A 12391-nucleotide genomic window follows, 5' to 3' on the forward strand; every position below is an offset into this window, starting at 1 on the left:
GCGATCTATCCCCCGCTGGGGCATGGCCGCGCCATTGACCAAAATAAAACGATACGGTATGGTTTAGTTATAAGCGATACGGACCGCTTTTTTCACCAGCCCCAAAAGAGGTCCGTATCGCTAAGATCGCCGCGGCGGGTACAGCCCGCCACGTCGTTCCGCGGCCGGCCGATGCCCAAGGCCGGCCGCGAATTCTTTACCATCATCCGGCACACTCGCTGGCCGAGGGTTTCGAGCATGACGACAACCAAACGATTGACCTCGCACCTGTTTGCGATTGCCCTGCCCGCGCTGCTCCTCGCCGGGCCGGCAGGGGCTACCGTGTCCGCGGGCACGCCGACCGCCCTTCACAGCGAGACAGATGGGAGTGCCGAAGTCGATCGCCAAGCGGTCAGCCGCGAGATCGAACGATTCCGCAGCTCGTCGATCTCGATCAGCCAGGCCATGGCGATCGCCGAGGCGCGTCACGCCGGCGCGACGACGGCAGATGTGAGTTTCGACGGCGGTTCGGGCGTGCCGGTCTACCGGGTGAAAACCCTGCACAATGACCGGATCTGGCGCCACACCATCAACGCCACGACCGGCGAGCTGATCGGCGGCGAAGCTGCCCTTCCCCTCACCGAGCTCGACCTCGAGGATCGCAGCAACCTTGCCGCGCTCGGTGCGATCAGGCACCGCCTCGCGGATGCCGTGCATGTTGCCGAGCGCGCAGCCTCGGGCAAGGCGATCAGCGGTGGCCTCGTGCGCGAAGGCGGCCGGCTCAACTTCGCGATCGTCGTGATCAGCGGCGACGATCTCAAGGAGGTCATCCTGGAGCCGCCCGGCGCCAAGACTAAATAGACGACGTCCCGGCCGGCGGCCACAATCCCGCCGAAAAGCCATTGACGGGCGCCAGACTCTCCCGCATAAGTCGCCGCCATGTTCACGACCACCAAACGCACGACCAAAACCACCACGGCCTTCGGGGCCCGGGGAGGCGTGCGCACGTAGGTCGTCGACTTAAACGCATCAGCTCTGCCGAAGCCCCGCCCTTAGAGGTCCGGGGCTTTTTTGTTGCCTAAATCCCAGCCCAACTGAAATGCAATGGAGGACAAAGTGAGTAACGATCCCGTCGTCGCGATTGTCGGCGTCACCGGTGCGGTGGGCGCCGAATTCATCGCCACCATGGACAAGCGCGGCTTTCGCGTCGGCAAGCTCAAGGCACTCGCCAGCGCCCGCTCGGCCGGCAAGACGGTGTCGTTTCGCGGCAAGGACGTCGTCATCGAGGAGCTGACCGAGCGCGCCTTCGAGGGCGTCGACATCGCGCTGTTCTCCGCCGGCAGCGGCATCTCGAAGAAGTTCGCACCGATCGCGGTCAAGGCCGGTGCGGTCGTGGTCGACAACTCCTCCGCCTTCCGGATGGATCCGAACGTGCCGCTGGTGATCCCCGAGGTCAACGGCAACCGCATCCGCGACCACAAGGGCATCATCGCCAACCCGAACTGCGCCGCGATCACCGCACTGGTGCCGCTCTGGCCGATCCACCAGAAGAACCGCATCAAGCGCGTCATCATCTCGACCTACCAGGCCGCCTCCGGCGCCGGCGCGGCCGCGATGGACGAGCTCGTCGAGTCCACCCGCGCCAATCTCAACGGGCAGGTCTATACGCCGAAGGTGATGCCGCACCCCTACGCCTTCAACCTCTTCAACCACAACACCGCCGTCGACCCCGAGACCGGCTACAACGACGAAGAGACCAAGGTCATCAAGGAGACCCGCAAGATCTTCGAGGATGAGAAGATCGCGATCGGCGTCACCTGCGTCCGCGTGCCGGTGCTGCGCGCGCATTGCGAGGCCATCACCTTCGAATGCGAGAAACCGATCACCGAGGACCAGGTCCGCGCCATCATGGCGCAGGCCCCCGGCGTGAAGATCGTCGACGACCGCGTGAAGAACTACTTCCCGATGCCGATCGACGCCTCGGGCCAGGACGACGTGCTGGTCGGCCGCATCCGCAAGGACCTCAGCGATCCCTCGGGCCATTCGATCTCGATGTTCGTGGCGGCCGATCAACTGCTCAAGGGCGCCGCGCTGAACGCCGTGCAGATCGCGGAGCTGCTGCCGCAGCGGGTGATGGCGTAACAGACTCTCGATCCGTCATCCTGAGGTGCGAACCCGGCGGTGCAAAGCACCGCTGGGCGAGCCTCGAAGGATGCACGGCCGAGATGCGGCACCAGGGCCGTCGCCCTTCGAGGCTCGCCGAAGAGGCGAGCACCTCAGGGTGACGGAAAATGCAGTTGCGCAAGTTGCCTACGGCACTGCCCGAAACAACAGGCACGCGTCGCCATACGAGTAGAACCGGTAGCCGCTCGCGATCGCGTGCGCATACGCTCGCTGCATCGTCTCCAGGCCGGCGAATGCCGACACCAGCATGAACAATGTCGACCTCGGCAAATGAAAATTCGTCATCAGCACATCGACCGCGCGGAAGCGATAGCCGGGGGTGATGAAGATCGAGGTCTCGGCCGTGAACGGCTGAATGGTGCTATCCTCGCTGGCCGCGCTTTCGAGCAGGCGCAATGAGGTCGTGCCGACGGCGACAATGCGGCCGCCGTTTTTCCGCGCGGTGTTGAGCCGCTCCGCGGTCTCGGCGGAGATCGTGCCCCACTCGGCATGCATCTTGTGGCCGTCGGTATCGTCCACCTTCACCGGCAGGAACGTCCCTGCCCCGACATGCAGCGTGACGCGGTTGACGCCGACGCCGCGCGCCTGCAGTGCCTGCTCCAGCGCCGGGGTGAAATGCAGCCCCGCAGTTGGCGCCGCGACCGCGCCCTCGTTCGCCGCGAACATGGTCTGGTAGTCCGCGAGGTCCTGGTCGTCAGGCGTGCGCTTGGAGGCGATGTAGGGCGGCAGCGGCGGGCTGCCGAGATCGGCGATGGCCTGGTCGAGCGCGGGGCCGTGGAACGAGAACGACAGCGTCACCTCGCCCTCAGCCCCCTTGGCCTCGACCTCGGCGTCGAGATGGCCGAGCAGGCAGACCTTGCCCTCGTTGCCGAAGCGGATGCGGTCGCCGGCGACCAGCTTCTTCGCCGGCTTCACCAGCGCCTGCCAGCGCGAGCCGTCGAGACGCTTGATCAGCGTCGCCTCGATCTTCGGCTCGGTCTCGCGGCCGATGCGGCGGCCCTTTAGTTGCGCCGCGATCACCTTGGTGTCGTTGACGACGAGCTGGTCGCCCGCCCTCAGCCATTGCGGCAGATCGGCGATGGTCTGGTCGCGCAGCGCGCCGCCCTCCACGACCAGCATCTTCGCGGAGTCGCGCGGATGCGCCGGGCGCAACGCGATGCGCTCGGGCGGCAGCTCGAAATCGAAGAGGTCGGTGCGCATGTCGGGTTCAGCGCCGTGCAGTCGAACCCTCATGGTGAGGAGGCGCGTTAGCGCCGTCTCGAACCATGAAGGCCGAGCTGTAGCAGCGGGGCCTCCATCCTTCGAGACGCGCGTTCCGCGCTCCTCAGGATGAGGGGCGAGAGCTTACTCCTTGTCGGCAGCCATCCGCGCCTTGACGATCTTGTCGGGGTTCTGCACCGGCTCGCCGCGCTTGATCTTGTCGACATTCTCCATGCCCTCGGTGACCTTGCCCCACACCGTGTACTGGTTGTCGAGGAAGCGGGCGTCGTCGAAGCAGATGAAGAACTGGCTGTCGCCGGAATCCGGGCTCGCCGCGCGGGCCATCGAGGCGGTGCCGCGCACATGCGGCTCCTTGTTGAACTCGGCCTTCAGCTTCTTGCCGGAGCCGCCGGTGCCGGTGCCGTGCGGGCAGCCGGTCTGCGCCATGAAGCCCTCGATCACGCGATGGAACACGATGCCGTCGTAGAAGCCCTCGCGGACCAGTTCCTTGATGCGCGCGACGTGGCCGGGCGCGAGGTCCGGACGCATCTCGATGGTGACGGGGCCCTGCGTGGTCTCGAGGATCAGGGTGTTTTCGGTGACGCTCATGCTCGTCTCTCTTGTGTTGGTGGTGAAGTCTTCCGGCTGCGGAACTGGATCGCGAATGGACGCCCCGCCGCCGCGCCGGCCATTGCATCGGTAAATGGCATCGGCGTGCAGCGTTGCAACGCCTCCATCACCGCGATCCGGTATTGCAGCCGATCATTCTCCGAGGCCTCCGCGGATTCATAGGAAATCCTCGGGTGGCCCAGAATGTCGCCGGACCGGTTAAAGCTCACGACGACGGTGATGTCGATAGGGCGAGCCTTGGCCGGCGACGGTGGCCTCCAGCAGGTGCGCAGATGCCGGTAGATGTCCTGGATGGTGTTGACCTGCGCGTCCTCGGCAGCAGCACCAGTGATGCCGAACAGCAGCACCGCGGCAGCCAGCAAAAGCCTGTTGCCGCAATACGCCATAGCCCTCTCCTACATTGGCAGTCTTACTTGATGTCGGAAGCGACCTGCACCTTCACCATCTTGTCGGGATCGGTGACGGTGCCGCTCGGCGAGCCGGCCGGTGCCTTCTTCAGCTTGTCGACCACGTCCATGCCCTGCACCACCTCGCCGATCACGGTGTACTGGCCGTCGAGGCTGCCGCCGTCGGCGAACATGATGAAGAACTGCGAGTTGGCGGTGTCGACGCTGTCGCCGCGCCGGGCCATGCCGACGATGCCGCGTGCGAAATGCACCTTGGAGAATTCCTGCTTCAGGTTCGGATATTTCGAGCCGCCGGTGCCGTTGAATTTCTCGCCGTCACCGGTCTGCGCCATGAAGCCGTCCATCACGCGGTGGAACGGGACGTTGTTGTAGTAGCCCTCGCGCGCCAGCTGCTTGAGGCGCTCGGCGTGCTGCGGCGCCAGATCGGTGCGCAGCTTGATGACGATGCGGCCCTTGGTGGTGTCGATGACCAGCGCGTTGGCCTTGTCGAGATTCGCGGGCAGTTGCTGCGCCATTGCCGGGACCGCGCCCAAGGGAACGGCCACGAGCGCGACGAACATCGTGGCAAGAATTGCGAGACGACGGATCATGGAAACTCCGGATCAGATGAGATGAAAAAGCGCGCCGTTATCCGGCGAATTTTGCCTTGAGCTGGGATGCAACGAGCGGCGGTACGAAGGCCGAGATGTCTCCGCCCATGCCGGCGATCTGGCGCACCAATGTGCCGGTAATCGGGCGGACCAAGGGAGAGGCCGGCAGGAAGACGGTTTGCACCTCGGGCGCCATGGTGCCGTTCATCCCGGCGAGCTGCATCTCGTAGTCGAGATCGGTGCCGTCGCGCAGGCCCCGAATCATGATGGTCGCGCCGTACTTGCGCGCCGCGGTGACCGCGAGATCGTCGTAGGTCACAGCCTCGAGCACGCAGCCGGCCTGGGCCGCCACCGGCCCGCAGACGTCATGAAGCATCTTGAGCCGCTCCTCGGTCGAGAACAGCGGCTTCTTGCCGGGATGGATCCCGACCGCGACCACCAGCCGGTCGCACAGCGGGGCGCTGCTCCGGACCACGTCCAGATGGCCGTTGGTGATGGGGTCGAAGGAACCTGGGTAGAAGGCGATGCGCGGCATGGCCCCGTCCTACCGCGCCCTGCACGGCCGGGCAAGCCGGACGGGTTCCTTGTCCGTTTCCCGCTGGTTTCCTGCCCGCTTCCCGCAATTTGGACCGCCGGTGATGTCGGCAGCCGGCCGTTTGTTTCGTCCTGAGGGGGCCCACGAAACAAAACGGACCGCGAACGAAACCGTTTCCGCTGCCCGCGAAGACGTCCGGAAACTGGTCATGGTTAGTAATCCACCCAACGAATGACGGGCCGCACACCAGGCGCTAGCGGCCGCATCACAGGGGACCGTCAATGATCAAGACCTTCTCGGCCATCGCTGTCGCTGCGTTTGTTGCTGCCGCCCTCACCGTCCTTCCCGGTTTCGCTCCGACCGTCGAAGCGAGCGTTCCGCAGCCGCTCGCCAAGAGCGACCGCCTCGATGCCCGCACCATCGGCAAGGATTGCTCGCAGCAGGCCTGGCCGAACTTCGAAGCATCCTGCCTGCGCCAGGCCGGCACCAAGGCCGACATCCGCGAGGCTCGCCTCGTGACCGCGGACCGCACGCCGTAGTTGCGGTCGTCAGCTTCGCGTCAGAAAAGCTTCCTGATATAAATTTCGTGGATATTTGCGACGTCTCGTCGCAGACTGTCTGATGCTCGCGCCCGTCGGAATGGCCCGTCGGGCGCGATCCCATCGGGGGGTCGACATTGTCCAGTACGCCCGCAGTCGCTTCCGGCCATCACCCTGACCCTCTGCCGCTTGCCATGACCATAGGCGCCCTCGGGGTGGTCTATGGCGATATCGGCACCAGCCCCCTCTACGCCCTGAAGGAAGCCGCCAAGGCGGCTGCCCATGGCGGCACCCTAAGTCACGACGCTGTCCTGGGCGTTGCCTCGCTGATCCTGTGGGCGCTGCTGCTCATCATCTCCCTGAAATACGCGCTGCTGATCCTGCGCGCGGACAACCGCGGCGAAGGCGGCATCGTGGCGCTGCTGGCGCTGCTGCATGCCCGCCACGCCCAGCCCGGCACCTGGCGCGCGCATCTGCTCGTCGTCGGTCTCGTCGGCGCCGCACTCCTTTACGGCGACGGCGCGATCACGCCGGCGATCTCGGTGCTGTCAGCCATCGAAGGCCTCAAGGTCGACGCGCCCTCGCTCGCGCCGGTCGTGGTGCCCGTCACCGTCGTCATCCTGATCGGCCTGTTCATGATGCAGAAGCATGGTACCGGCTTCATCGGCAGCATCTTCGGACCGGTCATGCTGGCCTGGTTCATCGTGCTCGCCGCGCTCGGCATCCACGGCATCGTCAAGGCGCCGGCGGTGCTCGCCGCGCTCAGCCCGTTCTATGCCTTCGACTTCCTGATCCACCAGGACTTCCACGTCTCCTTCGCCATCCTCGGCGCCGCCTTCCTCGCGGTGACCGGCGGCGAGGCCATGTATGCCGACATGGGCCATTTCGGCCGCATGCCGATCCGGCTCGCCTGGTTCGCGATCTGCCTCCCTGCGCTGGTGCTGAACTATTTCGGCCAGGCCGCACTCCTGATCACCGATCCCACGATGATCGAGAACCCGTTCTTCCAGCTCTGCCCCGACTTCCTGCACTATCCGCTGGTCGCCTTCTCGGCGGTGGCGACCGTGATCGCCTCGCAGGCGATCATCTCCGGCGTGTTCTCGCTGACCCAGCAATCGATCCAGCTCGGCTTCCTTCCGCGCATGCAGATCCGCCACACCACCAGCCATGCGATCGGCCAGATCTACGTGCCGCTGGTGAACTGGCTGCTCGCCGCCGCAACGCTCGGCGCCGTGCTGAGCTTCGGCACCTCCGACGCGCTCGCCGGCGCCTATGGCATCGCGGTGTCGCTGCTGATGGCGATCACCACGCTGCTCGCGGCGCTGGTCGCGATCCAGTGGGGCTATTCGCCGTGGCTCGTGGTCGCCGTGAACGGCTTCTTCTTCGTCATCGACGTGATCTTCTTCTCCGCCAATTCGATCAAGCTGTTCGAGGGCGGCTGGTTTCCGCTGCTGCTCGCCGCCCTTGTCGCCTTCCTGATGCTGACCTGGCGCAGCGGCGTAAAGCTGGTCGAGGCCGCGCGCAGCCGCCTGCGCCAGCCCGAGGAGGACCTGATCGAAACGGCCGTGAACAAGTGCAGCGCCAGGCTGCCGGGCACGGCCGTATTCCTGGCCTCCGCGCCGAAAGGCGTACCGCTCGCGCTGACCCAGTTCGTCAAGCACAACCACGTCCTGCACGAGCGCATCGTCCTCGTCACCGTGCTGATCGAGGAGGTGCCGCACGTCGCCGACGAGGCCCGCGCCGAGGTGATCGAGATCATATCCGGCATCACCCGCGTGGTCCTGCATTACGGCTTCATGCAGAACCCGACGATCTATGAGGGCCTGATACTCGCCTGCCGGCAGGGCAAGCTGCCCGGCATCGATCTCTCCGACATCACCTATTATGTCGGCCGCGAGACCATCATCCCGCGCGAGGACGTGCCGGGCATGTGGGTCTGGCGCGAGGGCCTGTTCGCCTTCCTCCAGCGCAACGCCGAACGCTCCGCCGCGTTCTTCGGCGTGCCGACCAAGCAGGTCGTGGAGTTCGGCACGGAGCTGGAGATCTAGCCGGCTGGATCGTCCTGCTATTTCGGCGGCGTCGGTACCCGCCGGATCGCCCAGCCGTCGTTGAAACGCACTAGGATCGCGTCACAATTATTGTCCGGGCATTTCTGTTCGGTATCGGCCGGAAATACACGCAAGGCCACATGGTCGTTGTCGATCCAGCGCTGGTGGCGCCACTCAACGGGCTCACCCTGCCACGTGTGCTTCCATTGCAGCGCGGGCACGTCGCCCTCGGTAATCCCCACCGCGAGATCATCGTCGCCGCCATGCGCATAGTCATTGTCGATGACGAGAAAGCGCGAGCCGTCGTCAGAAAAATACGGCACGCCCGGAAGAAGCAAAGTTTTCCCGGTGCGGGCGTTCACCAGTTCGACGCTGCTGCCTTCGTAATACTGGATCGCGATCGAATAGACATGCGCCACCGGATGATAGCCGGCGAGCCAATACTGGACGCAATTCCGCGCATCGTCGGTCTCGCATGCCCTGACGTTTGTTTGATAGGCCTTCGACTTACCGTTCTCGAGCTGCAGCGACAGCACATCGCCCTTGCGGCTCGCCGCCAGCTTTCCAAGCTCGCGCAGGCAAACAACCTCCCGCGCGTCGAGCTTCTTGTCGTCGATATCCGCACGGCATGTCTCAGCGACAGCATTGGAAGCTGCTGTCTGAGCTGCAGCCGGCCCGGCTGACACGGCTGCGAGGCAGCCAGCGACCAAAGGGAAAAAGATAACGCGCACGTTCCCGGTGGGTCCATGTCTTGCAATGGATGGCGTTCGATCGCCAAACACTACTCAAAGTTACAATTGAGGACAACTCTCACGGAGAGCTGTGCCTCAACGTAACTACGATCCGTTCTCGCCATTCCCGCTCTCGGCCTCTTCCGTGATGTGCTCGACCGACACCACGTGCTCGTCCTCGGCGGTGTCGAACACGATCACGCCCTGGGTCGAGCGGCCGGCGATGCGGATGCCTTCGACCGGGCAGCGGATCAGCTGGCCCTTGTCGGTCACCAGCATGATCTGGTCGGCGTCTTCAACGGGGAAGGACGCGACCAGATTGCCGTTGCGGTTGTTGACGCTCATGGCGACGATGCCTTTGCCGCCGCGGCCGGTGGTGCGGTACTCGTAGGACGAGGTCCGCTTGCCATATCCGTTGACCGAGACCGTCAGCACGATTTGCTCGGCCGCCGACATCTCGGCATAGCGCTCCTGGGTGAGCTGGAAGTTGCCAGAGGTCTCTTCCGCCTCGGTATCTACCGCAGGCTCCTCGGCCGCGGGCTCGCCGGCCACCGCGCGGCGCATCTTCAGATAGGCCGAACGCTCGTCGGACGTGGTCTCGACATGGCGCAAGATCGACATTGAGATGACCTTGTCATCTTCAAGCGAGATGCCCCGAACGCCCATCGATGTTCGACCACCGAAGACCCGAACGCCGTGCTCCTTGATCTCGCCATCCTTGTCAGGTCGGGGGTCGCTGACCCGGAAGCGGATGCACTGGCCGGCGGCCGTAGTCAGCAGCACATCGTCGTGCTCGGTGCAGATCTGGACGTCGACGATCGCTTCGCCCTCGTCGAGCTTCATGGCGATGATGCCGGAGCGGCGGACGTCGACGAAGTCGGACAGCTTGTTGCGCCGGACGTTGCCGCCGGTGGTGGCGAACATCACGTCGAGGTTGCCCCAGGTGGATTCATCCTCGGGCAGCGGCATGATGGTGGTGATGCGCTCGCCCTGCTCCAGCGGCAGGATGTTGATCATCGCCTTGCCGCGTGCGTTCGGCGCGGCCATCGGCAGCCGCCAGACCTTTTCCTTGTAGACCTGTCCGCGCGACGAGAAGAACAACACCGGCGTATGCGTGGAGGCCACGAACAGGCGGCTGACGAAATCCTCGTCGCGGGTCTGCATGCCGGCGCGGCCCTTGCCGCCGCGGCGCTGCGCCCGATAGGCCGACAGCGGCACGCGCTTGACGTAGCCGGCATGCGAGACGGTGACGACCATGTCCTCGCGCTGGATCAGGTCCTCGTCCTCGACCTCGCCTTCCTGCTCCATGATCACGGTGCGGCGCGGGGTGGCGAACTCGGCCTTCACCTCGGCGAGCTCGGTCTTGATGATGGTCAGCACGCGCTCGCGCGAGCGCAGGATGTCGAGATAATCGGCGATCTCGCCGGCGAGCTTGTCGAGCTCGTCGCGGATTTCGTCACGGCCGAGTGCGGTCAGGCGTTGCAGGCGCAGGTCGAGAATGGCCCTCGCCTGTTCCATCGACAGCCGGATCGTGCCGTTCTCGCTGATGCGGTGGCGCGGATCGTCGATCAGCGTCAGCATGTCCTCGACATCGCGGGCCGGCCAGTCGCGCGACATCAGGGTGTCGCGCGCGGTGGTCGGGTCGGGCGAAGTCCGGATGACGCGGATCATCTCGTCGATATTGGCAACCGCGATCGCCAGACCGACCAAAATATGCGCGCGATCGCGCGCCTTGGCGAGCAGGTACTTGGTGCGTCGCGTGACGACCCGCTCACGGAAATCGACGAAGATCGCCAGCAGGTCCTTCAGATGCATGATCCGCGGACGGCCGCTGTCGAGCGCAACCATGTTGACGCCGAAGCTCGTCTGCAGCGGCGTGAATCTGTAGAGCTGGTTCAGAACCACGTCCGGCACGGCGTCACGCTTCAATTCGATGACGACGCGATAGCCTTCGCGGTCGGATTCGTCGCGCAGGTCGCCGATGCCCTCGATCTTCTTTTCCTTGACCAGCTCGGCGATGCGCTCGACCATCGTCGCCTTGTTCACCTGGTAAGGAATCTCGGTGACGATGAGCGCCTCGCGCTCCTTGCGGATGGTCTCGATCGCGACCTTGCCGCGCATGACGATCGAGCCGCGGCCGAGGTGATAGGCCGAGCGGATGCCCTGCCGTCCGAGAATGACGCCGCCGGTCGGGAAATCCGGTCCCGGCACGATGTTGATGAGCTCGTCGATGGTGAGCGCCGGATTGTCGATCAGCGCGACGCAGGCGTCGATGACCTCGCCGAGATTGTGCGGCGGGATGTTGGTCGCCATGCCGACCGCGATGCCGCCGGCGCCGTTGACGAGAAGATTCGGGAACTTGGCCGGAAGAACCGACGGTTCGGTCTCGTTGTTGTCGTAGTTCGGCTGGAAGTCGACGGTGTCCTTGTCGATGTCGGCCAGCAGCGCCAGCGCCGCCTTGGTCAGCCGCGCTTCGGTGTAACGATAGGCGGCCGGGGGATCGCCGTCGACGGAACCGAAATTGCCCTGGCCGTCGATCAGCGGCACGCGCATCGAGAAGTCCTGCGCCATGCGGACCATGGCGTCGTAGATCGACTGGTCGCCGTGCGGGTGATACTTACCGATGACGTCGCCGACCACGCGGGCGGATTTGACGTACTTCTTGTCGGGCGTGTGCCCCTGCTCGTTCATCGAGTACAGGATGCGGCGATGCACCGGCTTCAGGCCGTCGCGGGCATCGGGCAGCGCGCGCGCCACGATCACACTCATGGCGTAGTCGAGATACGACTTCTTCATCTCCTCGAAGATGGAGACGGGGCGAATATCCGAGGGTTGCGCCGGCTGGTCGCCGGGCTTGTTGTCGTCGTCTGCCAAGGGGGAATCCGGTGAAATTTTATCTGGGAATCATATAGCGCATCGCCCCCCTGATAACCACCCTTGCGAGGTCCTGGGAAGCGCTTTTTCCGACTGTTTTTCCAGAGACTTACGCCCTCCCCGGCACTATCAGGAGCAAGGCCGGAACGCGTGCTGCGGAACCGCTGCTTACGCCCCGAAAATCACCCGGTACATGATCCGTCCGGGCACCAGCGTGAACAGGCCGGCGATCACCAGGGCACCGACGAACGTCATGATCATGATGCGCCGGTGATCGGCGACCCGGTGGGTGCGCGCCCGCCACACCGCGAGCGGCAGCATCACCAGCGTGAAGATCGACAGCAGGTGGATCGGGCTGAACGGCCCGACCAGGCGGATCTGGTGGATCCAGAACGACGAGGCGGCCACCGCGACCATCAGCGCGACCCAGATCCAGCCGACCGTCCGGTGCGGCAGCGTACCCTTGGGCGCGGCGAACTGGACGATGCCGAGCACGAACGCCGCCATCGCCGCGAAGGCGTGCAGCGGGATCGCCGGAGCGGCGTCAAGCAATGGCGCGAGGCTCATCTGGCGCGTCCTCCGGCCGGGGATCGGCCATGTGAATAGGATTAACATGAAGTTAATACCATTCACATCGCAGCCCGTCAAAGGCTTGAAGCGGCACATGAGGCCAG

The 12391-nt window shown here is 64.8% G+C and carries 12 protein-coding genes; 4 read left to right on the forward strand and 8 right to left on the reverse strand.

Annotation, left to right across the window (positions count from 1 at the left end; genetic code table 11):
• Positions 1–237: 237 nt before the first annotated feature.
• The gene (locus tag VGR99_RS35020) at positions 238–840 is read left to right on the forward strand and encodes a PepSY domain-containing protein (protein WP_326904588.1); all 603 of its coding nucleotides are present in this window, start codon (positions 238–240) and stop codon (positions 838–840) included.
• Positions 841–1083: 243 nt separating this feature from the next.
• Positions 1084–2121 (forward strand): aspartate-semialdehyde dehydrogenase, encoded by a 1038-nt coding sequence (locus tag VGR99_RS35025; protein ID WP_326904513.1) that lies wholly within the window; start codon positions 1084–1086, stop codon positions 2119–2121.
• A gap of 168 nt (positions 2122–2289) precedes the next feature.
• On the opposite strand, the gene queA is transcribed toward VGR99_RS35025, so the two are convergent.
• The 5 genes from queA to coaD form a co-directional block, all read right to left on the reverse strand.
• Positions 2290–3363, reverse strand: coding sequence for a tRNA preQ1(34) S-adenosylmethionine ribosyltransferase-isomerase QueA (gene queA / locus VGR99_RS35030; protein ID WP_326904514.1), 1074 nt, complete (start codon positions 3361–3363; stop codon positions 2290–2292).
• Positions 3364–3507: 144 nt separating this feature from the next.
• Complete coding sequence (locus VGR99_RS35035; protein ID WP_035702663.1) at positions 3508–3972, reverse strand: peptidylprolyl isomerase; 465 nt, start codon at positions 3970–3972, stop codon at positions 3508–3510.
• On the reverse strand, positions 3969–4379 hold the full coding sequence (locus VGR99_RS35040; RefSeq protein WP_326904515.1) for a hypothetical protein: 411 nt from the start codon (positions 4377–4379) through the stop codon (positions 3969–3971). Before VGR99_RS35040 ends, VGR99_RS35035 begins: the two co-directional genes overlap by 4 nt.
• Positions 4380–4402: 23 nt before the next feature.
• Positions 4403–4990: a peptidylprolyl isomerase gene (locus tag VGR99_RS35045; RefSeq protein WP_326904516.1), complete on the reverse strand. Its 588-nt coding sequence runs from the start codon at positions 4988–4990 to the stop codon at positions 4403–4405.
• Between the two features lie 37 nt (positions 4991–5027).
• On the reverse strand, positions 5028–5525 hold the full coding sequence (gene coaD, locus VGR99_RS35050) for a pantetheine-phosphate adenylyltransferase (protein WP_326904517.1): 498 nt from the start codon (positions 5523–5525) through the stop codon (positions 5028–5030).
• 281 nt (positions 5526–5806) lie between these two features.
• Between coaD and VGR99_RS35055 the strand changes: the two genes are divergently transcribed.
• Both VGR99_RS35055 and VGR99_RS35060 read left to right on the forward strand, forming a co-directional pair.
• A complete protein-coding gene (locus tag VGR99_RS35055) occupies positions 5807–6064 on the forward strand; it encodes a hypothetical protein (RefSeq protein WP_326904518.1) in 258 nt (85 codons plus the stop codon).
• Between the two features lie 194 nt (positions 6065–6258).
• Entirely contained in the window at positions 6259–8112 is a 1854-nt protein-coding gene (locus VGR99_RS35060) for a KUP/HAK/KT family potassium transporter (protein ID WP_326904519.1), read from the forward strand.
• A 17-nt stretch (positions 8113–8129) separates the two neighbouring features.
• On the opposite strand, the gene VGR99_RS35065 is transcribed toward VGR99_RS35060, so the two are convergent.
• The 3 genes from VGR99_RS35065 to VGR99_RS35075 form a co-directional block, all read right to left on the reverse strand.
• Positions 8130–8843 carry a hypothetical protein gene (locus VGR99_RS35065; RefSeq protein ID WP_326904520.1) on the reverse strand — a complete coding sequence of 238 codons (714 nt, stop codon included), beginning with the start codon at positions 8841–8843 and terminating at the stop codon, positions 8130–8132.
• Positions 8844–8948: 105 nt separating this feature from the next.
• The gene (gene gyrA, locus VGR99_RS35070) at positions 8949–11717 is read right to left on the reverse strand and encodes a DNA gyrase subunit A (protein ID WP_326904521.1); all 2769 of its coding nucleotides are present in this window, start codon (positions 11715–11717) and stop codon (positions 8949–8951) included.
• Between the two features lie 168 nt (positions 11718–11885).
• Positions 11886–12284, reverse strand: coding sequence for a DUF2306 domain-containing protein (locus tag VGR99_RS35075; RefSeq protein ID WP_326904522.1), 399 nt, complete (start codon positions 12282–12284; stop codon positions 11886–11888).
• Positions 12285–12391: the final 107 nt, after the last annotated feature.

The sequence above is a fragment of the Bradyrhizobium sp. genome (assembly GCF_035935975.1).
Classification (GTDB): Bacteria; Pseudomonadota; Alphaproteobacteria; order Rhizobiales; family Xanthobacteraceae; genus Bradyrhizobium.

Excerpts from the sequence above, each read along its gene's own strand:
- VGR99_RS35020 (WP_326904588.1), top strand. The coding sequence starts at position 238 with ATGACGACAACCAAACGATTGACCTCGCACCTGTTTGCGATTGCCCTG.
- VGR99_RS35025 (WP_326904513.1), top strand. The coding sequence starts at position 1,084 with ATGGAGGACAAAGTGAGTAACGATCCCGTCGTCGCGATTGTCGGCGTC.
- queA (WP_326904514.1), bottom strand. The coding sequence starts at position 3,363 with ATGCGCACCGACCTCTTCGATTTCGAGCTGCCGCCCGAGCGCATCGCG.
- VGR99_RS35035 (WP_035702663.1), bottom strand. The coding sequence starts at position 3,972 with ATGAGCGTCACCGAAAACACCCTGATCCTCGAGACCACGCAGGGCCCC.
- VGR99_RS35040 (WP_326904515.1), bottom strand. The coding sequence starts at position 4,379 with ATGGCGTATTGCGGCAACAGGCTTTTGCTGGCTGCCGCGGTGCTGCTG.
- VGR99_RS35045 (WP_326904516.1), bottom strand. The coding sequence starts at position 4,990 with ATGATCCGTCGTCTCGCAATTCTTGCCACGATGTTCGTCGCGCTCGTG.
- coaD (WP_326904517.1), bottom strand. The coding sequence starts at position 5,525 with ATGCCGCGCATCGCCTTCTACCCAGGTTCCTTCGACCCCATCACCAAC.
- VGR99_RS35055 (WP_326904518.1), top strand. The coding sequence starts at position 5,807 with ATGATCAAGACCTTCTCGGCCATCGCTGTCGCTGCGTTTGTTGCTGCC.
- VGR99_RS35060 (WP_326904519.1), top strand. The coding sequence starts at position 6,259 with ATGACCATAGGCGCCCTCGGGGTGGTCTATGGCGATATCGGCACCAGC.
- VGR99_RS35075 (WP_326904522.1), bottom strand. The coding sequence starts at position 12,284 with ATGAGCCTCGCGCCATTGCTTGACGCCGCTCCGGCGATCCCGCTGCAC.